The organism is Streptomyces sp. NPDC048751, from assembly GCF_043198595.1.
Classification (GTDB): Bacteria; Actinomycetota; Actinomycetes; order Streptomycetales; family Streptomycetaceae; genus Streptomyces.
Window position 1 is genome coordinate 14,290 of sequence record NZ_JBICUX010000020.1, and the last position, 21,519, is coordinate 35,808.

22 protein-coding genes and 1 pseudogene are annotated in these 21,519 nt (G+C 70.6%); 15 read left to right on the top strand and 8 right to left on the bottom strand.

What is annotated here, in order from left to right; all coding sequences use genetic code 11:
- Positions 1-6: 6 nt before the first annotated feature.
- Positions 7-486: an Lrp/AsnC family transcriptional regulator gene (locus ACGFNV_RS40890; RefSeq protein ID WP_393629982.1), complete on the bottom strand. Its 480-nt coding sequence runs from the start codon at positions 484-486 to the stop codon at positions 7-9.
- Between the two features lie 123 nt (positions 487-609).
- On the opposite strand from ACGFNV_RS40890, the gene hppD reads away from it, so the two are divergent.
- The gene (gene hppD / locus ACGFNV_RS40895) at positions 610-1,755 is read left to right on the top strand and encodes a 4-hydroxyphenylpyruvate dioxygenase (RefSeq protein ID WP_393629984.1); all 1,146 of its coding nucleotides are present in this window, start codon (positions 610-612) and stop codon (positions 1,753-1,755) included.
- A gap of 12 nt (positions 1,756-1,767) precedes the next feature.
- On the opposite strand, the gene ACGFNV_RS40900 is transcribed toward hppD, so the two are convergent.
- On the bottom strand, positions 1,768-3,201 hold the full coding sequence (locus ACGFNV_RS40900; protein ID WP_393629986.1) for a tetratricopeptide repeat protein: 1,434 nt from the start codon (positions 3,199-3,201) through the stop codon (positions 1,768-1,770).
- 92 nt (positions 3,202-3,293) lie between these two features.
- On the opposite strand from ACGFNV_RS40900, the gene ACGFNV_RS40905 reads away from it, so the two are divergent.
- Positions 3,294-4,709 (top strand): FAD-binding oxidoreductase, encoded by a 1,416-nt coding sequence (locus tag ACGFNV_RS40905; protein WP_393629988.1) that lies wholly within the window; start codon positions 3,294-3,296, stop codon positions 4,707-4,709.
- 1 nt (position 4,710) lies between these two features.
- Here ACGFNV_RS40905 and ACGFNV_RS40910 read toward each other — a convergent pair whose 3' ends face one another.
- Positions 4,711-5,124, bottom strand: coding sequence for an SsgA family sporulation/cell division regulator (locus ACGFNV_RS40910; RefSeq protein ID WP_393629990.1), 414 nt, complete (start codon positions 5,122-5,124; stop codon positions 4,711-4,713).
- Between the two features lie 277 nt (positions 5,125-5,401).
- Between ACGFNV_RS40910 and ACGFNV_RS40915 the strand changes: the two genes are divergently transcribed.
- The 3 genes and pseudogenes from ACGFNV_RS40915 to ACGFNV_RS40925 form a co-directional block, all read left to right on the top strand.
- Complete coding sequence (locus tag ACGFNV_RS40915; protein WP_393629992.1) at positions 5,402-6,955, top strand: RDD family protein; 1,554 nt, start codon at positions 5,402-5,404, stop codon at positions 6,953-6,955.
- A gap of 67 nt (positions 6,956-7,022) precedes the next feature.
- Positions 7,023-7,682: an RDD family protein gene (locus tag ACGFNV_RS40920; protein WP_393629994.1), complete on the top strand. Its 660-nt coding sequence runs from the start codon at positions 7,023-7,025 to the stop codon at positions 7,680-7,682.
- 116 nt (positions 7,683-7,798) lie between these two features.
- Positions 7,799-9,030, top strand: a pseudogene (locus tag ACGFNV_RS40925) (RNA-guided endonuclease InsQ/TnpB family protein); the annotation flags it as partial.
- A gap of 2 nt (positions 9,031-9,032) precedes the next feature.
- Here the strand turns inward: ACGFNV_RS40925 and ACGFNV_RS40930 are convergent.
- Positions 9,033-9,320 carry a hypothetical protein gene (locus ACGFNV_RS40930; protein WP_393629996.1) on the bottom strand — a complete coding sequence of 96 codons (288 nt, stop codon included), beginning with the start codon at positions 9,318-9,320 and terminating at the stop codon, positions 9,033-9,035.
- A 300-nt stretch (positions 9,321-9,620) separates the two neighbouring features.
- Here ACGFNV_RS40930 and ACGFNV_RS40935 point away from each other — a divergent pair, with 300 nt between their 5' ends.
- Both ACGFNV_RS40935 and ACGFNV_RS40940 read left to right on the top strand, forming a co-directional pair.
- The gene (locus ACGFNV_RS40935) at positions 9,621-11,972 is read left to right on the top strand and encodes an immune inhibitor A domain-containing protein (RefSeq protein ID WP_393629998.1); all 2,352 of its coding nucleotides are present in this window, start codon (positions 9,621-9,623) and stop codon (positions 11,970-11,972) included.
- A gap of 121 nt (positions 11,973-12,093) precedes the next feature.
- Positions 12,094-12,441 carry a hypothetical protein gene (locus ACGFNV_RS40940; RefSeq protein ID WP_393630000.1) on the top strand — a complete coding sequence of 116 codons (348 nt, stop codon included), beginning with the start codon at positions 12,094-12,096 and terminating at the stop codon, positions 12,439-12,441.
- 292 nt (positions 12,442-12,733) lie between these two features.
- On the opposite strand, the gene ACGFNV_RS40945 is transcribed toward ACGFNV_RS40940, so the two are convergent.
- On the bottom strand, positions 12,734-13,318 hold the full coding sequence (locus ACGFNV_RS40945) for an isochorismatase family protein (RefSeq protein WP_393630002.1): 585 nt from the start codon (positions 13,316-13,318) through the stop codon (positions 12,734-12,736).
- 126 nt (positions 13,319-13,444) lie between these two features.
- Positions 13,445-14,791 carry a nicotinate phosphoribosyltransferase gene (locus ACGFNV_RS40950; RefSeq protein ID WP_393630004.1) on the bottom strand — a complete coding sequence of 449 codons (1,347 nt, stop codon included), beginning with the start codon at positions 14,789-14,791 and terminating at the stop codon, positions 13,445-13,447.
- 56 nt (positions 14,792-14,847) lie between these two features.
- Between ACGFNV_RS40950 and clpS the strand changes: the two genes are divergently transcribed.
- Entirely contained in the window at positions 14,848-15,165 is a 318-nt protein-coding gene (gene clpS, locus ACGFNV_RS40955) for an ATP-dependent Clp protease adapter ClpS (protein ID WP_393630203.1), read from the top strand.
- Between the two features lie 41 nt (positions 15,166-15,206).
- Complete coding sequence (locus ACGFNV_RS40960) at positions 15,207-15,809, top strand: DUF2017 domain-containing protein (protein WP_393630006.1); 603 nt, start codon at positions 15,207-15,209, stop codon at positions 15,807-15,809.
- Positions 15,810-15,927: 118 nt separating this feature from the next.
- On the opposite strand, the gene ACGFNV_RS40965 is transcribed toward ACGFNV_RS40960, so the two are convergent.
- Positions 15,928-16,080: a hypothetical protein gene (locus ACGFNV_RS40965; protein WP_393630008.1), complete on the bottom strand. Its 153-nt coding sequence runs from the start codon at positions 16,078-16,080 to the stop codon at positions 15,928-15,930.
- Positions 16,081-16,150: 70 nt separating this feature from the next.
- On the opposite strand from ACGFNV_RS40965, the gene ACGFNV_RS40970 reads away from it, so the two are divergent.
- The 6 genes from ACGFNV_RS40970 to ACGFNV_RS40995 all read left to right on the top strand — a co-directional run bounded on the left by ACGFNV_RS40970 (position 16,151) and on the right by ACGFNV_RS40995 (position 20,785).
- Positions 16,151-17,575 carry an amino acid permease gene (locus ACGFNV_RS40970; RefSeq protein ID WP_393630010.1) on the top strand — a complete coding sequence of 475 codons (1,425 nt, stop codon included), beginning with the start codon at positions 16,151-16,153 and terminating at the stop codon, positions 17,573-17,575.
- Positions 17,576-17,711: 136 nt separating this feature from the next.
- Positions 17,712-18,134: a M67 family metallopeptidase gene (locus tag ACGFNV_RS40975; RefSeq protein ID WP_133931368.1), complete on the top strand. Its 423-nt coding sequence runs from the start codon at positions 17,712-17,714 to the stop codon at positions 18,132-18,134.
- 36 nt (positions 18,135-18,170) lie between these two features.
- Positions 18,171-19,214, top strand: a complete 1,044-nt coding sequence (locus ACGFNV_RS40980; RefSeq protein ID WP_393630012.1) for a LacI family DNA-binding transcriptional regulator — start codon at positions 18,171-18,173, stop codon at positions 19,212-19,214.
- A gap of 113 nt (positions 19,215-19,327) precedes the next feature.
- Positions 19,328-19,423, top strand: coding sequence for a putative leader peptide (locus tag ACGFNV_RS40985; RefSeq protein WP_324606136.1), 96 nt, complete (start codon positions 19,328-19,330; stop codon positions 19,421-19,423).
- 127 nt (positions 19,424-19,550) lie between these two features.
- Positions 19,551-19,829, top strand: coding sequence for a MoaD/ThiS family protein (locus ACGFNV_RS40990; protein WP_393630014.1), 279 nt, complete (start codon positions 19,551-19,553; stop codon positions 19,827-19,829).
- Between the two features lie 5 nt (positions 19,830-19,834).
- Positions 19,835-20,785 carry a cysteine synthase gene (locus ACGFNV_RS40995; RefSeq protein ID WP_133931365.1) on the top strand — a complete coding sequence of 317 codons (951 nt, stop codon included), beginning with the start codon at positions 19,835-19,837 and terminating at the stop codon, positions 20,783-20,785.
- A gap of 13 nt (positions 20,786-20,798) precedes the next feature.
- On the opposite strand, the gene ACGFNV_RS41000 is transcribed toward ACGFNV_RS40995, so the two are convergent.
- On the bottom strand, positions 20,799-21,323 hold the full coding sequence (locus ACGFNV_RS41000) for a type II toxin-antitoxin system PemK/MazF family toxin (RefSeq protein ID WP_393630017.1): 525 nt from the start codon (positions 21,321-21,323) through the stop codon (positions 20,799-20,801).
- Positions 21,324-21,519 lie beyond the last annotated feature (196 nt).

Genomic DNA, 21,519 nt, shown 5'->3' on the forward strand with positions numbered 1-21,519 from the left:
TGCACGCTAGGTCGTCGTCGAGTCCTCCGCCGCCTGCTCCACCAGCGGGATGATCCGCAGCGGAACGGGGTTCTCCATCACGATCGCGGTGGAGGCCCGGACGATCCCATCAAAACCGACGACCAGGTCGATGACCCGCTGGAGATCGGCGTTCGAACGGGCCACCAGGCGGCACAGCATGTCCCCGCTGCCGGTCGTCGTGTGCAGCTCCAGCACCTCCGGCACGGTCGTCAAGTGCGCCCGTACGTCGGCCCCTTGCCCCTGCCGGATCTGCAGCGTCGCGAACGCCGTCACGGGATAGCCGAGCGCCGCCGGGTCCACCTCGGGCCCGAACCCCCGGATGACTCCATTCGACTGAAGCCGGTCCAGCCGCGCCTGCACGGTCCCCCGGGCCACCCCGAGCCGCCGCGACATCTCCAGGACACCCGCGCGTGGCTCGCGCGCCAGCAGCGCGATGATCCGGCCGTCCAACTGATCGATCGCCACGGCACCCTCCAGGGATGGTCATCATGTACACAAAGACCGGCATTATCGGTTCTTCGCTGTACAGGTTGCCCAGCGAATGCACGAACTATTGCGCACCTTGCCTTCCGGCGCGACGCTTTCGTCATGACGCAGACCACACACCACACTCCCGACACCGCCCGGCAGGCAGACCCCTTCCCGGTCAAGGGAATGGACGCGGTCGTCTTCGCCGTGGGCAACGCCAAACAGGCGGCGCACTACTACTCCACGGCCTTCGGCATGCGGCTGGTCGCGTACTCCGGACCGGAGAACGGCAGCCGCGAGACCGCGAGCTACGTACTGGAGAACGGCTCCGCCCGCTTCGTGTTCACCTCGGTCATCAGGCCCGTCACCCCCTGGGGCCACTTCCTGGCCGAGCACGTGGCCGAACACGGCGACGGCGTCGTCGACCTCGCCATCGAGGTCCCGGACGCCCGCCGCGCGTACGCCTACGCGATCGAACACGGCGCCCGCTCGGTCGCCGAGCCGTACGAGCTGAAGGACGAGCACGGCACGGTCGTCCTCGCCGCCATCGCCACCTACGGCACCACCCGGCACACCCTCGTCGAGCGCACCGGCTACGACGGCCCCTACCTCCCCGGCCACGTGACCGCCGCCCCCCTGGTCGAGCCGCCCGCCCACCGCACCTTCCAGGCCGTCGACCACTGCGTCGGCAACGTCGAACTCGGCCACATGAACGAGTGGGTGGAGTTCTACAACAACGTCATGGGCTTCACCAACATGAAGGAGTTCGTGGGCGACGACATCGCCACCGAGTACAGCGCGCTGATGTCGAAGGTCGTCGCGGACGGCACCCTCAAGGTCAAGTTCCCGATCAACGAGCCCGCCATCGCCAAGAAGAAGTCCCAGATCGACGAGTACCTGGAGTTCTACGGCGGCGCGGGCGTCCAGCACATCGCCCTCAACACCAACGACATCGTCCAGACGGTACGCACGATGCGGGCGGCCGGCGTGCAGTTCCTGGACACGCCCGACTCGTACTACGACACCCTCGGCGAGTGGGTCGGCGACACCCGCGTCCCCGTCGAGACCCTGCGCGAACTGAAGATCCTCGCCGACCGCGACGAGGACGGCTACCTGCTGCAGATCTTCACCAAGCCGGTCCAGGACCGGCCGACCGTGTTCTTCGAGCTCATCGAACGCCACGGCTCGATGGGCTTCGGCAAGGGCAACTTCAAGGCGCTGTTCGAGGCGATCGAGAGGGAGCAGGCCAAACGCGGCAATCTGTGAGCCGGGCCGCTCCTACTCCTCTTCCTCCTCGTCGTCCATCACCGGCACGTCCGTCCACGGCGCCTCACCCAGTTCCGCCAGGGCCGTCCGTGCCGCCGGCGCCCCCAGCCGCGAGAAGTACGGGTTGATCCGCAGCGCCTCCTCGAGGTGCCTGCGGGCCGGCCCGTCCAGCCGCAGCCGCCGCTCGATCATGCCCCGGTGGTACAGGTACGACGCGCTGCGCACCGTGCCCGCGTGGGCCCGGTCCGTCGCCACCGTCGCGAAGCGCAGCGCCTCCTCGGTCTCCCCGGACCGGTGCAGCGCCCACCCCAGCGCGTCCGCGACCTCGACTCCCGGCTGGCGCGCCCACTCCTGACGCAGCAGCCGCACTGCCGCCCGCGGGTCGCCGTGGTCCGCCTCGAACGCGCCGAGGACCAGATCCCCGTCGACCCCGCCCGCCGCGTCCCGCCGGACCCGGTCCCGCAGCAGGTCGTACTGCACCCTCGCGGCCTGCGCGAGCCCCAGCGACTCGTACAGCTCGCCCAGCTCCAGCGCGTACTGCGGCACCGGCTGCTTGGTGAGCGCCGCCCGGTACGCGCTCAGCGCCTCCGACGTCCGCCCCAGCGCCGCCAGCGCCCGAGCCTGCCCGGCCTGCGCGGCCCGCTGGTCCGGGTCGAGCCGCACCGCCTCCTCGAAGTGCCGCAGGGCGGCCTCCCGCTCACCCCGCTCCCACGCGAGCTGCCCGGCCCGCTCCAGCCAGGCCGCCCGTTCGGCCGGCGCCTGCGCTCCCGCCACCGCGTCGGACAGCGCGGCCGCCGCGTCCTCCCGCCGGCCCAGGTCCCGGTAGACGGCCGCGGCCCGCGCCAGAACAGCCGGCCCGGAGTGCAGTTCGAGCAGCCGGTCCAGCGTCTGCTCGGCGGCCTCGTGGTCGCCCAGCCCCGTGTACGCGTCGATCAGCGGGGGGTACGTCGTCCACCGCTTCGGGTCCGCCTTCAGCGCGGCCTCGCCCAGGGCCCGCGCCGACCGGAAGTCCCGGCGCGCGTCGGCCAGCGCCGCCATGCCGCCCAGCGCCTCGGGGTTGCGCGCCGGCCGCACCGTCAGCGACGTACGCAGCGCCCGCTCCGCCTTCGGGTAGTACGCGGCCGCGTCGGCGGTCCGCCGCCCCTGCTCGACGTACGCCGCTCCGAGCACCGCCCACGACCGCGCGTCCCCGGGATGCGTCCGCAGATGCGCCTCGCGCTCCCCGATCAGCACCGCCAGGTCGGGCAGCGCGGCCGGCACCCCGGCCCGTACCGCCGAATCCGCCTGCGCGCCCGGCGCCGGTCGCACCGGCCGGGGGACCTGCCGTCCGCCGTGCGGGAACAACATCACCCCGCCGGCGACGACACCCCCCGCGAGCAGGGTGATCAGCACCCGCTTGAGAACCCGCCCGCGCCCCTGTCTCACCGCGCCCACTTCGTTCTCCATGGCGCTCACTGTGCGCCAGTACGACGAGCACACCCCGGCGGCCCAAGGGTGCCGCGGACGGGGTTCACACCGATGGCCCCGGGTGCGAACCTGTGATCATGAGCCGTATCGAAGCGCCCCCCACCGAAGACACGGCGCCAACGGGCGATCTCGTCGACCGTCTGCTGAGCGGCCTGCCCGCCGAGGCCGTCCTCACCGACCCCGACGTCACCGTCTCCTACGCCAACGACATGGCAAGCTTCTGCCCGGCCGGCACCCCCGCGGTCGTCGTCCTGCCCCGCACGGTCGAACACGTCCAGCACGTCATGCGCGTCGCGACCGCGCTGCGCGTCCCGGTCGTCCCCCAGGGCGCCCGCACCGGTCTGTCGGGCGCCGCGAACGCCTCTGATGGCTGCATCGTCCTTTCGCTCACCCGGATGGACCGCATCCTGGAGATCAATCCGGTCGACCGCATCGCCGTCGTCGAACCGGGCGTCGTCAACGCCGCCCTCTCCCGCGCGGTCGCCGAGCACGGACTCGCCTACCCTCCCGACCCCTCCAGTTGGGAGATGTGCACCATCGGCGGCAACATCGGCACCGCGTCCGGCGGGCTGTGCTGCGTGAAGTACGGAGTGACCGCCGAGTACGTCCTCGGCCTCGACGTCGTGCTGGCCGACGGGCGGCTGATGTCCACCGGCCGCCGCACCGCGAAGGGCGTCGCCGGGTACGACCTCACCCGCCTCTTCGTCGGCTCCGAGGGCTCCCTCGGCATCGTCGTCCGGGCGACCCTGGCCCTCAAGCCGCAGCCGCCCGCGCAGCTGGTGCTGGCCGCCGAGTTCGCCACCGGCGCCGCCGCCTGCGACGCGGTGTGCCGGATCATGGAGGGCGGACACGTACCGTCCCTCCTCGAACTGATGGACCGTACGACCGTGAAGGCCGTCAACGACCTCACCCACATGGGCCTCCCCGACACCACCGAGGCCCTGCTGCTCGCCGCGTTCGACACCACCGACCCGGCCGCCGACCTCGCCGCCGTCGGCGCGCTGTGCGAGGCCGCCGGCGCCACCCAGGTCGTACCGGCCGAGGACGCGGCCGAGTCCGAACTGCTCCTGCAGGCACGGCGGTCGTCGCTGGTCGCGCTGGAGGCGGTCCAGGGCACGACGATGATCGACGACGTGTGCGTGCCCCGCTCCCGCCTCGGCGACATGCTCGAAGGGGTCGAGCGCATCGCGGAGAAGCACCGGTTGACCATCGGAGTCGTCGCCCACGCGGGTGACGGCAACACCCACCCCACCGTCTGCTTCGACGCCCAGGACCCCGACGAGTCCCGGCGCGCCCGCGAGTCCTTCGACGAGATCATGGCGCTCGGCCTGGAACTCGGCGGCACCATCACCGGCGAACACGGCGTGGGCGTCCTGAAGAAGGAGTGGCTGGCGCGCGAGATCGGCCCCGTGGGCGTGGAGATGCAGCGGGCCGTCAAGCACGTCTTCGACCCGCTGGGCATCCTCAACCCCGGCAAGCTGTTCTGACTCACCGCGCGAGCAGCTGGGCCAGGGCGTCGTCCATCCCCAGCTGCTCGCCCTCGCTCCCCGGCGGCACCACCCGCAGCGTCCGCTCCAGCCAGGCCGACACCGGAGCGGCGGGCGCCTGAAGCAGGGCGTCCCCGTCGGGTGAACTCAGCGCCATCAGCACGACGCTGCGCCCGTCCACCTTCGTCGGCCACACCCGCACGTCCCCGTTCCCGCACGGCCGGAACACCCCCTCCACCAGGAGCTCACGGGCGAACGTCCACTCCACCGGGTGCTCGGAGTCGATGTGGAAGGTGACATGGACGGCGAAGGGGTCGTCGCTGCGGTAGTCCAGCCTGGCCGGCACCGGGATGCTGAGCTCCGGCGACAGCACGAGTCTGATCTCCAACTCACGTTCCACCACGGTGTGCTGCATGGTCGTACGTCCTCTCTCCTACGGCCCTGTCGGCGGGCCCGTACCGGGAGAGAGGGGGCTCGGCGCCGGGCATTACGCGGGTTCGCGGAACTTTTGCACCGCACTTTTGTCCAGTGAGGTTCCGCGGAGGTTCCGCTTGGCGTTCCACTCGTGTGAAGTACGTGTACGAGGTTGCCCGGAAAGGAGTGGGTGCGGCGGGACAGGCGTTGGGGCGCGCGCCGGGATGATAGATGTGGAGCCCCGCAGACGACCCCCGAGCAGATACGGGACGACGGACATGAGCGCCCCAACCCCGGCCCCCGGCGACGACAGGCCCCGCGAAGGGTATTACCCGGACCCGTCCATTCCTGGATACGTCCGGTACTGGAACGGTGCCTCCTGGGTACCGGGCACCAGCCGTCCGGCGCCGTCCGACGGTGAACCGCTCGCGCCCCCGGGCTCCGTGGAGGAGACCGGCCCGCACTTCTTCGACGAGGACCCGCAGCCGGCGCCGGCCGCGGGCGGCGAGCAGCAGTACGGCAGCCGTCCCGAACCGGCGTCCGCATGGGGCGCCGACCGCTCCCGGCAGACCGGCTTCGGCGGCGACCAGGACCGGCGGGTGTCATGGGGGTCACCGCAGTCGGCCGACCCCAGGGTCCCGGCCGACCCCCCGTCCCAGCCCGACGGCCACTCCGCCCACACGGACGGCACGGCGACCATCCCGCCCACGGAACCCGAACCGGCCCCGGCCGCCGCCGACCTGCCCTCCGACGGCACGTTCGTCTTCCGCCGCCCCAGGACCGACACGCCGCCCTCCCGGGACGACGGCACCATGACCTTCCGGCCGCAGGGGGCAGGAGCGGGACAGCGGGGCGGGGCGTCCGGCGGGGGTGCGGGGGCCGCCGCCGGGCACGGGTTCGGTGCGGGGAAGGCCGCGGCCGAACGTGCGGCGCAGGCGCAGGCCGGTGCGAGTGCGGGCGGGGTCGCCGGTCCGGTGGGCGGTGCTCAGCCCGCCGTGGGAGCCCAGTCGTCCGCCGCCGTACCGTCCGCCCTGTCCGGTCCGCAGCAGGCCGCTCCGAGTGCGCCGAGTGCCCCGGGCGTTCCCGGCATCCCCGGTGACCCCCAACAGGGTGTCGGCATCCCCCAACAGGGCGCGGGCGTGCCCCAGCAGGGCGCGGGTGTTCCCCAACAGGCCACCCCCGCCCAGGCGGCGGCCCCCATGGCCGTCGGTGTCGGAGGTGGCCAGCAGTCCTGGGCGCAGCAGGTGCACCGGCTGGCGGGGTCCGGTGAGGAGGAGCAGCGGGTGGCGCCCTGGAAGCCGCCCGTCGAGGACCCGTTCCAGGCGGCCGCGCGCCGGCAGGCGGCGGCCCGGCCCGCGGGGATGGGCAGACGCCTCCTGGCCCGGCTCGTCGACACCGTCGTCCTCGGCGCGGTGACCGCCGCGGCCGCCGTACCGCTCGGCCTCAAGGCGCTCGACCACGTCAACGAGAAGATCGACGAGGCCAAGCTCTCCGGCCGCACCGTCACGGTGTGGCTGCTCGACGGCACGACGTCGACGTACCTCGGCATCGTCCTCGCCGTCCTGCTCGTCTTCGGCGTCCTCTACGAGGCGCTGCCCACCGCCAAGTGGGGCCGCACCCTGGGCAAGAAGCTGCTGGGTCTGGAAGTGCGGGACATCGAGGCGCACGAGCCGCCGACGTTCGGCGCCGCCCTGCGCCGCTGGCTGGTCTACAGCGTCCCGGGCCTGCTCGGCATCGGTGTCCTCGGCGTCCTGTGGTGCCTGTTCGACCGGCCGTGGCACCAGTGCTGGCACGACAAGGCCGCACGTACCTTCGTGGCGGGCCGCGCCTGAGCGAACCGCTACTCCGGACGGCGGCCCGCCGGATGCGGAGACAGGGGGTTCGGGGTGCACTCGGGCCATGACCACCGAACCGCCTCCCGGCTCCGGAGACCAGCCACCGGAGGACGATCGCTTCAGGAAGCGGCCCCCGCAGGGCGAGGGCGCCGGTTCGCCGTACGACGCCCCGTACGGCGGAGGTCAACCGCCGCCGCCTCCGTACGGCGAGGGCGGTGGCCCCTACGGAGGCGGCCCCCTCGGCGGTGGCCCCTACCAGGGTGATCCGCTCGCCGGCATGCCCCCGCTGGCCGACAGCGGCAAGCGCACCCTCGCGCGCATCATCGACATGATCCTCGTCGGCATCGTGGTCTGGCTGGTCACCTGGGGGTTCGACGTCCACGAGTACAGCGTGGACAGCGACCGGATCGAGGTCGGCAAATCCCTAGGGCAGTCCACCGTCGCCGCCGTGCTCTACGTCGCCTACGACACCTTCCTGATCAGCAGGTCGGGGCAGACGCTCGGCAAGAAGTGGCTGGGCATGCGGGTGGCGAACCTCGACAACGGCTCCACGCCCTCCGTGCAGACCTCACTGGTCCGCGCGTTGGTGCTGTGGCTGCCGTTCGCGTACTGCTGTGCCTGCGTCTGGACCATCATCGCGGGCGGCTGGAGCTACTTCGACAAGCCCTACAAGCAGGGGCTGCACGACAAGGCGGCGAAGACCGTGGTGGTCACCGCGGCCTGACGGCGGGCAGCGCACAGTCGGACGGTGTCGAACGCGTGATTGACGGGTCGCTGAATGGTGGGACTGATGTACGGACGTCGTCTGTTCGTGCGGGCGGCTGTGTACGTTCGGGTGTCATGAAGCTGGTGGTGCAGGTCAAGCTGTTGCCGACGCCTGTACAGGCGTCGGCGCTCGAGGTGACCCTGCGTGCCTGCGACGAGGCGGCGTCCTGGGCGTCCGAGGTCGCCTTCGCCAAGGGTGTGCAGCGGAACTTCGCGCTGCGCGAGCACACCTACGCCGAGATCAGGCAGCGGTGGGGGCTGGGTGCGCAGGCGGCCCAGCACGTCATCAAGAAGACCTGTGACGCGTACACCACCCTCAGGGCGAACCTGAAGGCCCAGAACCTGGGCAAGCCGTGGTCCAGGCGGTACCGGCGGGCGACGCAGAAACCGATCACGTTCCGGCCCGGGGGTGCGCAGCCCTATGACGACCGGATGCTGTCCTGGCAGATCACCGACCGGACCGTGCCCCTGTGGACCCTGTCCGGGCGGATGAAGGGGGTGGCGTTCACCGCCTCCCCGGAACAGCTGGCCCGCCTGGCCCTGCACCGCAAGGGCGAGTCCGACCTGCTGTACCGGGACGGCATGTGGTTCCTGAGCGCCACCTGCGAGGTCCCCGAGGCCGAGCCGAACGCCGTTTTGGACGGCTTCCTCGGCATCGACTTGGGGATCGTGAACATCGCGACCACCTCGGACGGCCAGATCATGGCCGGGCGTGCCCTGAACCGGGGACGGCTGCGCGAACGCGCCCTGCGCACCAAACTGCAACGCAAGAACACCCCGTCCGCCAGGCGCCGCTTGAAGAAACGGCGGCGCAAGGAGGCGCGGCGGGCCAAGGACATCAACCACAAGATCGCAAAACATGTGGTGGCCGAGGCAGAACGCACCGGTCGCGGAATCGCCCTGGAAGATTTGACGGGCATCCGCGAGCGGGTACGGCTTCGCAAGCCCCAACGGGCCACCCACTCCAGCTGGAGCTTCGCCCAGCTGGGGTCGTTCATCGCGTACAAGGCCCGCCGGGCGGGGGTCCGGTGGTGTACGTCGATCCGGCGTACACCTCCCGCACCTGCGCCGAATGCGGCCACGCAGACAAGGCGAGCCGGGTCTCGCAGGCCTGGTTCGCGTGCCGGTCGTGCGGATTCGTTGATCACGCGGACCGGAACGGCTCCCGCAACATCCGACAACGTGCGGAAGAGTTGTGGCGACGCGGGGCGCAGTCAACCGCCCCAGACCCGCCCCCGACACCCGAGGGCGGGACGGGACGCAAGCGCAGCACCACAACCAGTGGTGCCCGCTGTGCAAGCACGTCGCTTCAGCGACGGGTAGTTGACGGGGAGGAGGTCTCGCGCACGGGCTCCGGCGCGCCCGCCGCGACCGAAACCGCCACGGGCTGTTGGACCGGGGCCTGGGCGACGGCCTTCGGGGTCTGCCTGGGCACTGGCACCGTCATGGCGACCAGGAGCCCGAGGGCGAGCGCTGCCACGGCGATGACCGTGATCCCCGCCCCCGAACTCGTCTGCGACAGCAGCAGCATGGCGAGTGTCGAGAAGATCACGGTGCACGAGCCGTAGGCGATCTGTGCAGCAGTCGGACGAGGCATGGCAATCGTGTCCTCGAAGGTGGGGGTGTCCTATTCGGCTGCATGCCCGAACAGATCGAACAGTAAGCGTGACCTAACCAACACTACCGGTGCACAGGGGGCGCACGGAGTCATGCCGTCCAGCAAGTGGACGGGTGTGCGCGCCGGTTATGCCAAGGTCACGTGTCCGTAATGCGGACGTCGTCTCCCAATAATGCACTTGACCTGCTCAAGTCAAGATCTGTCTTTTCTCGCCAACCAGTAGTCAAATGACGTCACTTGACTACACGCGTATACCCGCGCGTCAGGGGAGGACAGCAAGTGACCAGCAGACCCTGGACCTTCAGGGCCGCCGCGACGGTCGTCGCGCTCGCGGCGGCCTCGGCGACGTTCTCGACGTTCGCCGTGGCACAGGCCGCCGACAGCACGTCGTCGCGGACCCCCGCAGTGGACCGGCACGACCCGCAGCCGGCCAAGATGAAGGAACACGATTTCGACGGGCCGCTGAGCAAGACTCAGGACGCCCAGCGGGAAGAGGCCCTGAAGCAGGTCATCTCGGGCAAGGCCAAGGTCAAGGACCGTGCCGGCTCGAAGGTCGTCCAGCTCAAGAGCGCCAAGGGTGACAGCAAGTACGTCGAGCTCGGCCGCGAGAAGACCGACAAGATCTTCACGATCCTCGTGGAGTTCGGCAACAAGGTCGACAGCCGCTACGGCGGCACCCCCGGCCCGCTGCACAACCAGATAGCCAAGCCCGACCGCAAGCAGGACAACAGCACGGCCTGGCAGGCGGACTACGACCAGAAGCACTTCCAGGACCTGTACTTCGGCACCGGCACCAACACCGAGTCGCTGAAGAAGTACTACGAGAAGCAGTCCTCGGGCCGCTACTCGGTCGACGGCAAGGTCACCGACTGGGTCAAGGTCCCCTACAACGAGGCCCGCTACGGCTCCAACGACGCCGCCACCGGCGCCTGGTACGCGGTGCAGGACGGCGTCAACGCCTGGGTCGCCCAGCGCAAGGCGGCCGGCGACACCCCCGCGAAGATCAAGAAGGACCTGGCCGCCTTCGACCAGTGGGACCGCTACGACTTCGACGGCGACGGCGACTTCAACGAGCCCGACGGCTACATCGACCACTTCCAGATCGTGCACGCCGGTGAGGACGAGTCCGCCGGCGGCGGCGCCCAGGGCGAGGACGCGATCTGGGCCCACCGCTCGTACGCCTTCGGCACCGACGCCGGAACCACCGGCCCGGCCTCCAACAAGCTCGGCGGCACCCAGGTCGGCAGCACCGGCATCTGGGTCGGCGACTACACCATCCAGCCGGAGAACGGCGGACTCGGTGTCTACGCCCACGAGTACGGCCACGACCTCGGCCTGCCCGACGAGTACGACACCTCCGGCGGCGGCGACAACTCCACCGGTTTCTGGACCCTGATGTCGTCCGGCTCCTGGCTCGGCACCGGCAAGGACGCCATCGGCGACCTGCCCGGCGACATGAACGCCTGGGACAAGATGCAGCTCGGCTGGCTCGACTACGACGTCGCCAAGGCCGGTGTGCGCTCCAACCACAAGCTGGGCGTGGCGGAGTACAACACCAAGAACCCGCAGGCCCTCGTGGTCCAGCTGCCGGACAAGAAGGTCACCACCAAGGTCGTCACCCCGGCGCAGGGCGCCACCCAGTGGTGGAGCGGCAGCGGCAACGACCTGCGCAACTCCCTCTCCCGCTCGGTCGACCTGACCGGCAAGACCGCCGCGAGCCTCACCCTCGACGGCTGGTGGGACATCGAGAAGGACTACGACTACCTCTACACCGAGGTGTCCACCGACGGCGGCGCCAACTGGACGCCGATCGACGGCAAGCTGGCCGACGGCAACGCCATCACCCGTGACGGCAGCGGCAAGCCCGCCCTCACCGGCACGGTCGAGGCGTACCAGAAGCTGACGTACTCGCTGAACGCCTACGCGGGCAAGAAGGTCGACCTGCGCTTCCGCTACCAGACCGACGCCGGTGTGGCGCAGCAGGGCTTCGCGGCCGACGAGATCACCGTCACCGCGGACGGCGCGACCCTCTTCTCCGACAACGCCGAGTCCCAGGACGCGGCCTGGACGGCGAACGGCTTCAACCGCATCGGCGCGTCCATCACGGGCGACTACCCGCAGTACTACCTCGCCGAGAACCGCCAGTACGTGTCGTACGACAAGACCCTCAAGGTCGGCCCGTACAACTTCGGCTTCTCGTCGACCAAGCCGTCCTGGGTCGAGCACTACCCGTACCAGAACGGTCTGCTGATCTGGAAGTGGGACACCTCCCAGGCGGACGACAACACCAGCCAGCACCCCGGGCGGGGCCTGATCCTTCCGGTCGACGCCCACCCGCAGGCGATGAAGTGGTCCGACGGCACGTTCATGCCGAGCCGGATCCAGTCCTTCGACTCGACCTTCAGCCGCTACGCCACCGACGCGTTCACGCTGCACAAGGCGGGCGTCGAGACGAAGGTCATCTCGCGGATCGGCATCCCGGTCTTCGACGACGGCACGTCGACGTACTACGACGCGAAGACCCCGCTCGCGGGCGTCAAGGTCACTGACACCAACACCCGGATCAAGATCACGCAGGAGCCGGTGGACGGCTCGACGATCTCGCTCCAGGTGGGACCGTCCGCGAAGTAGTCGACGTTTTCGCAGGTCAGAAGCGCATCGGCGGTGACCCCCTGGCGGGTCGCCGCCGATCGTGTTTAGGTGCCTCCTGTGGTTTTCTTATTGACACCGACGCACACGGGGGTCTGACCGCATGGCCGCAGGAGGCTTTTGCAAGCTGCCGAACGGCTCGGTGGTGGTGGCACTCAACCTGCCCAGCCCCGCCGCCGACGGCTTCGCCGGGAGCACCGCTCCCGGGGGAGTGCGCGTGCTCGTCCACGCGCAGAACCGCGCCCGGGCCCTGACCAGGCTCCGCAACCTCGGTATGCGCGCGATCTACCTGCGGGGCAACGCCGCCCCGCCCACCCCGGACGAGATCACGGCCGTCCTGCACCACCCCGACGGCCTGATATGGCGTACCGCCCCCGACAACGGCGTCACGGTCATCGAGCTCTGGCGCCCGATCCGCTCCCTCCTGAGGAGGCCCACGCCCCAGGCATGAGCCGGGCGAGCCCGAGCGGGTCCGGCGGCTCCGGGCATGCCTCGGCGCGTTCTGGGCTGGCCCTCACGAGCGCCCCCCCGGGGTCCGGCAGGGCGGCCCCACGCCTCCGGCGACGTCCGGCCGAGCCCCGCACGAGCCCCGGCGAACCGCCGGTGGGCCCGCGCCCGCGTGAGCCCGGCGGGCCTGGGGTGTGTTCCTGCGGCTCCCGGTCGGTACGGCATGAGCCTCCGGGAGAGTCCCGGTGGGCCCTCGTATGAGCCCCCGGGGCAGATCCCCGTAGGCCCGGGGCCCGCTACACCACGGGCTTGCCGGAAAGCTCCACCCCGGCCTCGCGCAGGGCGACCAGGGCCCGCTCGGTGGTCTCCTCGGCCACTCCGGCGGTGAGGTCCAGCAGGACGTGGGTGCGGAAGCCCTCGCGGGCCGCGTCCAGGGCGGTGGCCTTCACACAGTGGTCGGTCGCTATGCCGACGACGTCCACCTCGTCGATCTCCCGGGCGCGCAGCCAGTCGCCCAGCTTCACCCCGTTCTCGTCGGCGCCCTCGAACCCGCTGTAGGCGGCCGCGTACGCGCCCTTGTCGAACACGGCGTCGATCGCGCCGGACGCGACCGCGGGAGCGAAGTTCGGGTGGAACCCCACGCCCTCCGTCCCGGCGACGCAGTGCGCGGGCCAGGAGTGCACGAAGTCGGGGTTGTCGGCGAAGTGGCCGCCGGGTGCGATGTGGTGGTCGCGGGTGGCCACGACATGCCGGTAGCCGGCGGGCGCCTGCCCGATCAGCTCGGTGATGGCGGCGGCGACATCGGCACCCCCGGCCACCGCGAGACTGCCCCCCTCGCAGAAGTCGTTCTGAACGTCTACGACGATCAAGGCGCGGCGCATGGTCGGTGTCCTTCGACTATGGGATCTCGGTGATGAGGCTGCGGGCCCGGCCGCAAGCTTCCGAGCCTAGAGACTTCCCGCGCGGTACGGGAGGGGGCGTCAAGGGGGCGTACGCGGGCACTTCCCCTAGCTACCCGACCGCGCTTGTACATACTCCGTCGGAATGACCGGTTCCCCGCGCGACAGCTGGGTCGCCGACATCGGCAGGCCGGCGCGGGCGGCGGTGTGCCGGTCGCGGACGACGTCCAGCGGCTCGCGGGCGACGACCTCGCCGCCCTTGACCAGTTCGACGAGGAGCTGCCGGTCGGCCAGCTCGGCCGGCACCGGCCCGGTGCCCACGACCTCGGCCTCCGCCACCCCGTACGCGTCCGGCCGCCGCGCGGCCCACTTGCGGCCGCCGATGGAGGTCTTGCCGCCGGACGACTTCTTCGCCACCGGCAGCAGAGGCGCCTTCTGGTCGTCGGACTCGGCGCGGGCGACCAGCTTGTAGACCATCGAGCAGGTCGGGTGCCCGGAGCCGGTCACCAGCTGCGTGCCCACGCCGTACGCGTCCACGGGCGCCGCGGCCAGCGAGGCGATGGCGTACTCGTCGAGGTCGGACGTCACGATGATCTTCGTGTCGGTCGCACCCAGCTCGTCCAGCTGCTGGCGCACCCGGTGGGCGACGAGCAGCAGGTCACCGGAGTCGATGCGCACCGCGCCCAGCTCCGGCCCGGCGACCTCCACGGCCGTCCGTACGGCCTCGGCGACGTCGTAGGTGTCCACCAGGAGCGTCGTGCCCCGGCCCAGCGAGTCGACCTGGGCCGTGAAGGCGTCCCGCTCGGTGTCGTGCAGCAGGGTGAAGGCGTGGGCGGAGGTGCCGACGGTCGGGATGCCGTAGCGGAAGCCGGCGGCCAGGTCGGAGGTGGTGGCGAAGCCGCCGAGGTACGCGGCGCGGGAGGCGGCCACGGCGGCCAGCTCGTGGGTGCGGCGGGCGCCCATCTCGATCAGCGGCCGCTCCCCGGCGGCCGAGGACATCCGGGAGGCGGCGGCCGCGATCGCGGAGTCGTGGTTGAGGATGGAAAGGATCACGGTCTCCAGCAGCACGCACTCGGCGAAGGAGCCCTCGACGCGCATGATCGGCGAGCCGGGGAAGTACACCTCGCCCTCCGGGTAGCCCCATATGTCACCCGAGAAGCGGTACGAGCCGAGCCATTCGAGGGTCGCCTCGTCCACGATCTTCCGCTCGCGCAGGAAGCCGAGGACGCCCGCGTCGAACCGGAAGTTCTCCACGGCGTCCAGGACACGCCCGGTGCCCGCGACGACGCCGTAGCGCCGTCCCTCCGGCAGCCGCCGGGTGAAGACCTCGAACACCGACCGTCGCGCGGCGGTGCCCGCCTTCAGCGCGGCCTGCAGCATCGTCAGCTCGTACTGGTCCGTGAAGAGCGCCGTGGAGGGGACGTCCACCGGCAGCCCAAGGTCCGCTGTGTTCATGGCACTGATCGTACTCCTTTTTCGTCGGTGTGACGATATCTGCGATGCGTGGCAGCATTGACCGTGTGACGTCACCCGCGCCCCTGGAGATCGAACGTACCGAGTCGGCGGAGGAGGTCTTCGCCGTCCCCGAGCCGGACGTCCCCTGGGTCACCATCGTCCACAACGACCCGGTCAACCTCATGAGCTATGTGACGTACGTCTTCCAGACGTACTTCGGCTACTCCAAGGACAAGGCCACCAAGCTCATGCTCGACGTGCACCACAAGGGCCGTGCGGTCGTCTCCAGCGGTAGCCGCGAGGAGATGGAGCGCGACGTCCAGGCCATGCACGGCTACGGCCTGTGGGCCACCCTCCAGCAGGACCGGAAATGACCCGACCCCGCCCGCAGGACCGGAAGTAGCGACAACCCCTGATGCCAGGAACCTTCGAACCGCTCCCCGGCGGCGGCGCGGCCGTCGCCCTCGACGACGTCGAGATCTCCATCATCCGCTCGCTGGCCGTCCAGCTCCTGGAGCTCATCGGCCCCGGCCCCGCCGAGGACGCCCCGGACGACCCCCTCGCCGAGCTCTTCGCCGAGGGGCCGAGCGAACCGCCCGCCGACCCGGTGCTGCGCCGGCTCTTCCCGGACGCCTACATCGACCCGGAGGCCACCCCGGGCCCCCAGCAGGCCGAGGAGCAGCGGGCGCACTCCGCCGAGTTCCGCCGCTACACCGAGAACGACCTGCGCGCCGGCAAGCGCGACAACGCCCTCGCCGTGATCCGCTCCCTGGACGCGCTCGCGTCGGCGGGGGAGGGCGGGGCGGTCCTCAAGCTGTCGGCCGACGAGGCCCAGCAGTGGCTCGGCGCCCTCAACGACCTGCGCCTGGCGATCGGCTCCCGGCTGGAGATCACCGACGAGGACGACACCGATCTGCTCTACCGGCTCCCGGACGAGGACCCGCGCAAGCCGATGGTCATGGCATACCTGTGGCTGGGCGGACTCCAGGAGACACTGATCGCGACGCTTATGCCCTGAGATGTAAGGGTTTTGTGTTCGCTCAGAGGGCGCTCAAATCCGGATAACGATCCCGTCACCGTGACGGCCCCGTTGGCGTGCCGGTAAGCGTTTTGTCCGGTTCTCCTTGAGGCATGCGTCACATGTCGCCCGCGTGATCAATGTTGCGGCCGTGATAAATCTTCACGACCGCCCGGCGAACACCACCCAAATGTTCGGCCGGGTGCGCCACCGAGCCGACGGATCGTCGGCCAGGCACGAGCGGGCCGAGCAGCCCGCTCAACTCCATCATCCGGGGGGATCGAGACCCGATCCGAGGCCGACGAGAGGCCCGGATCGGCATGGAGAAAGGCGCACCACACATGACCTCAGCGCAGGTCGACAAGGACACGACCCCCGAAGAGGGGTACGAGCGCGGACTCGGCAGCCGCCAGGTCCAGATGATCGCGATCGGCGGCGCCATCGGCGTCGGCCTCTTCCTGGGAGCCGGGGCGAACATCGCCAAGGCCGGTCCCAGCCTCATCTTCATGTACGCCCTCGCCGGCGTGATCATCTTCTTCATCATGCGGGCGCTCGGTGAGCTCCTGCTCTACCGCCCCGTCTCGGGCTCCTTCGCGGAGTACTCGCGCGAATTCCTCGGCCCGTTCTTCGGCTACTTCACCGGCTGGACGTACTGGCTGATGTGGGTCGTCACCGGCATGGCGGAACTCACCGCCGCCGCGATCTACGTCAACTACTGGTTCCCCGCCATCCCGCAATGGGTGACGGCACTGGTATTCCTGGTGATCCTCTTCGGGGTGAACCTGATCTCCGTGAAGCTCTTCGGTGAGCTGGAGTTCTGGTTCTCGATGGTCAAGGTCACCGCCCTCATCGGCATGATCGTCATCGGCCTCGGTGTGCTGACCTTCGGCTTCAGCTCCGCCGGCGACACCGCGGCGGTCTCCAACCTCTGGGCCTTCGACGGCTTCTTCCCCAAGGGCATCGGCTCGTCCCTGATGACCCTGCAGGGCGTCATGTTCGCCTACCTCGCCGTCGAGCTGGTCGGTGTCACGGCCGGCGAGTCCGAGAACCCCGAGAAGACCCTGCCCAAGGCGATCAACACGCTCCCGTGGCGCATCGCCCTCTTCTACGTCGGCGCGCTCACCGTCATCCTCTGCGTCGTGAAGTGGACCGAGTTCGCGCCGGGCGTCAGCCCCTTCGTCGCCGCCTTCGCCAAGATCGGCATCCCGGCCGGCGCCGGCATCGTCAACTTCGTCGTCCTGACCGCGGCCCTGTCCTCCTGCAACTCCGGCATGTACTCCACCGGCCGCATGCTGCGGAACCTGGCCGACAGCGGTGAGGCCCCCGCCGTGTTCAAGAAGCTCTCCGCGTCCAAGACGCCGGCCTTCGGCATCACGGTCTCGGTCCTCTTCATGGGCATCGGCGTGGTCCTGAACTACATCGTCCCCGAGAAGGCCTTCGGCTACGTCACCTCCGTCGCCACCGCGGCCGGCATCTGGACCTGGCTGATGATCCTGGTCAGCCACGTCCTCTACCGCCGCGCGGTCGACGCGGGCCGTCTGCCCGCCTCCTCCTTCCCGGCGCCGGGCGGCGCGAAGTGCTCGTACGTCGCCATCGTCTTCCTGCTCTTCGTCACCGGCCTCATCGCCTACGACAGCGAATCGCGCGTCTGCCTGTACGTCATGGCCGGCTGGGCCGCCGCCCTCGCCATCGGCTGGTACGTCCTCAAGGCGAGCAACCCGCAGGTCGCCCAGCGCCGCGACCCGGAGCTCGAGAAGGTCGGCTGACCAGCACCGGACGGGACGTCCGGCCGTAGGGAGTACTCGTGGCACCCCCTGCGGCAGCCGCTCAGGACGTCCGGCATATGGGCCGCCCCGTACCATCCCTCGGTACAGGGCGGCCCTCATGCTTATCCTGACCAGCATGCTGACCATCACCCAGGCCCTCCACGACCAGATCGTCGCCCACGCGCGCGAGGACCACCCCGACGAGGCGTGCGGAGTCGTCGCCGGTCCGGCGGGCTCCGGCCGTCCCGAGCGCTTCATCCCCATGCTGAACGCGGCCCGCTCGCCCACGTTCTACGAGTTCGACTCGCAGGACCTGCTCAAGCTGTACCGCGAGATGGACGACCGCGACGAGGAGCCGGTGGTCATCTACCACTCCCACACCGCGACCGAGGCCTACCCCTCCCGCACCGACATCTCCTACGCCAACGAGCCCGGCGCCCACTACGTCCTGGTCTCCACCGCCGACACCGACGGCGCCGGCGAGTTCCAGTTCCGCTCCTTCACCATCGTCGAGGGCGTGGTCACCGAGGAGGACGTCAAGGTCGTCGAGGCATACTGACCGTCGTACGCCTTGGTCCAACTCGCCCTAACGGAGATGGTGTTGACGCAGCGGTCGAACGGACGGCGCCCCACGCTCGAGGACGTCGCACGCCGGTCGGGGGTGTCGAAGTCGACGGTGTCCCGGGTGATCAACGAGGAGCCGAAGGTACGCGCCGAGGTCGTCGAACGCGTCCGCGAGGTGATCGCCGAACTCGGCTACGTGCCCAACCAGGCCGCCCGCCAACTGGTCACCCGCCGCACGAACGCCGTCGCCGTCGTGGCCACCCAGCCCCAGGACCGGCTCTTCCTCGACCCGTTCTTCGACTGCCTCCTACGGGGCATCCGCCGGGAACTCGCCCGGCACGGCGCCCAGCCGGTCCTGCTCTTCCTCGACGAGGCGGACGACCACGCGCGCGTGGCCGACTACCTCGGCGGCGGCCATGTCGACGGCGCCCTGCTGTTCTCCCTGCGCCCCGGCGACCGGCTGCCGGAGATGATCGACCGGGTCGGCCTGCCCGCCGTCTTCGGCGGCCGCCCGCTCCTGCGCGAGCGCGACACCGCGCGCCGCCACCCCTACGTCGACGGCGACAACCGCGGCGGCGCCCGGCAGGCCGTCCAGCACCTCGTCTCCCTCGGCCGCACCCGCATCGCCACCGTCACCGGGCCCTACGACCAGGAGAACTCCGCCGCCGAGCGGCTCGCCGGCTACCGGGACGTCCTCCCGGACACCTCGTCCCACCTCGTCGAACGCGCCGACTACACCCGGCAGGGCGCCGCCGACGCGATGGCCGCGCTGCTCCGCAGGTGTCCCGACCTCGACGCCGTCTTCGTCGCCTCGGACCTCATGGCCTCCGGCGCGCTCCAGACGCTGCGGGAGCGCGGGCGCCGGGTCCCGGACGACGTGGCCGTCGTCGGCTTCGACGACCTAACCGCCATCGCCGAGGCGACCGACCCGCCCCTGACCACCGTCCACCAGGACGTCGAGGAGATGGGTCGCCTGATGGCCGGCCTGCTCTTCGACCGCACCGCCGGGACCGATGTGACGGACGTGTCCTCCGTGGTCGTACCGACCAGGCTGGTGCGACGAGCGTCCGCCTGAGCCGAGCCGCCAGCGGGGGCGTTGAGCTGTGGGGTCTCACTCCACGGCCGGAAACAGTCCGCGATGTGGGATCACATTCCGGAAGCCGGACCGGGAATCGATACGATGAGCCCATGGTTTTCCATGACGTGAGCGACAAGACGCCGGGCCCGCTGCTCGTCGCGCGGCTGCACGTCGACCTGTGCAGGCTCGCCAGCGCCATCTGTTGACGCCGGCCCTGCCGCCGTACGGCCCGTGAGCCGCGGCGCGTCCACTCCTGCTGCACCCGCTGTTCCCGCTGTACCTGCGCTGCCGCGCGCCCACCGACCAGACACCATCCGACAGGAGTCCTGAGCCATGGCCATCGAGGTCCGCATCCCCACCATCCTCCGCACCTACACCGACGGTCAGAAGGCGGTGGAGGCCAACGGTGACACCCTCGCCGACCTGTTCAACGACCTCGAGACCCGGCACGCGGGCATCCAGGCCCGCATCGTGGACGGCGACCAGCTGCGCCGCTTCGTCAACGTCTACCTCAACGACGAGGACGTCCGCTTCCTCGACGGCATCAACACCAAGCTGACCGACGGCGACAACGTGACGATCCTGCCGGCCGTGGCCGGCGGCATGGCCTGATCGAGATGCGCTACGACTCCCCGCTGGCCGCGGTGGGCAACACCCCTCTGGTGCGCCTGCCGCGGCTGTCGCCGTCCCCCGACGTCCGCATCTGGGCCAAGCTGGAGGACCGCAACCCCACCGGCTCCGTCAAGGACCGCCCGGCCCTGCACATGATCGAGCAGGCGGAGAAGGACGGCCGCCTCACGCCCGGCTGCACGATCCTGGAGCCGACCAGCGGCAACACGGGCATCTCCCTGGCCATGGCGGCCAAGCTCAAGGGCTACCGCATCGTCTGCGTGATGCCCGAGAACACCTCCCAGGAGCGCCGGGACCTGCTCGCCATGTGGGGCGCGGAGATCATCTCCTCCCCGGCCGCCGGCGGCTCCAACACCGCCGTACGCGTCGCCAAGGAACTCTCCGCCGAGCACCCCGACTGGGTGATGCTCTACCAGTACGGCAACCCCGACAACGCGGGCGCCCACTACGCCACGACCGGCCCGGAGATCCTCGCCGACCTCCCCTCCGTCACCCATTTCGTCGCGGGCCTCGGCACCACCGGCACCCTCATGGGCGTCGGCCGCTACCTGCGCGAACACAAGCCGGACGTGAGGATCGTCGCCGCCGAACCGCGCTACGACGACCTGGTGTACGGCCTGCGCAACCTCGACGAGGGCTTCGTCCCCGAGCTGTACGACGCCTCCGTCCTCACCACCCGCTTCTCCGTCGGCTCGGCGGACGCCGTCACCCGCACCCGGGAACTGCTCCAGCAGGAGGGCATCTTCGCGGGCGTCTCCACCGGCGCCGCCCTGCACGCCGCGATCGGCGTCGGCAACAAGGCCGTGAAGGCGGGCGAGAGCGCCGACATCGTGTTCGTCGTCGCCGACGGCGGCTGGAAGTACCTCTCCACCGGCGTCTACACCGCGGCCACCACGGAGGAAGCGATCGAGACGCTCCAGGGCCAGCTCTGGGCGTGAGCCCCCCGGCCTCTTACCTCGTCAGGTGACGGACCTGGTCCCACAGGACCGGGTCCACCACACCCACCCGGCGGCGGAAGTCGCCCACCGGGACGCGGCGCAGCTCGTCCGTCTCCAGAAAACTCGCCCGGCCCCGCGCGTCCCCCACGGCACCCGGCGGCAGCGGGATCACCCCGGCCCGGTCGTCGTGGAACTTGCTGGTGATCTTCGCGACGGTCGCGTGCCGGCCCCGCACCGTCAGCACCAGACACGGCCGGTCCTTCGCGCCCGGCCCGTCCTCGAACGGCACGTTCGCCCACCAGATCTCCGCGGGCTGCGGCCGCCCGGACGGCCGCGCCACCGGTGCCTTCGAAGGCCGACCCTCAGGCCGCCTCCCGGGCCGCCCCGCAGGCCGTTCGGACGGCCGCCTCCCGGGCCGCCCCGGCGGCCGTGTCCTGCGCCCCTCGGGACGCCGTCCGCGCCCCCAGCCGTCGACGAGCGTGGCGACCAGCGCCAGCAGAGCCACCGCCGCGACCGCGAGCCACCAGGACGTGTCCATACTGGAGGACGTTACCGGGCGCGCGGCCCGGTGTGCGCCCTCCCTCACACCCTGTGCGCCCCTAGGCCAGCCGAACCGGTGACAGCACAGGTGAGTTCGCCCACAACAGCCCTTTGCGGAGGAGCGACCGGGAGTTTTGCGCCTTACGCTCGACGGACCGCACGACCCCCCGACGCCCCTTCTCTCGTTTCCCGCC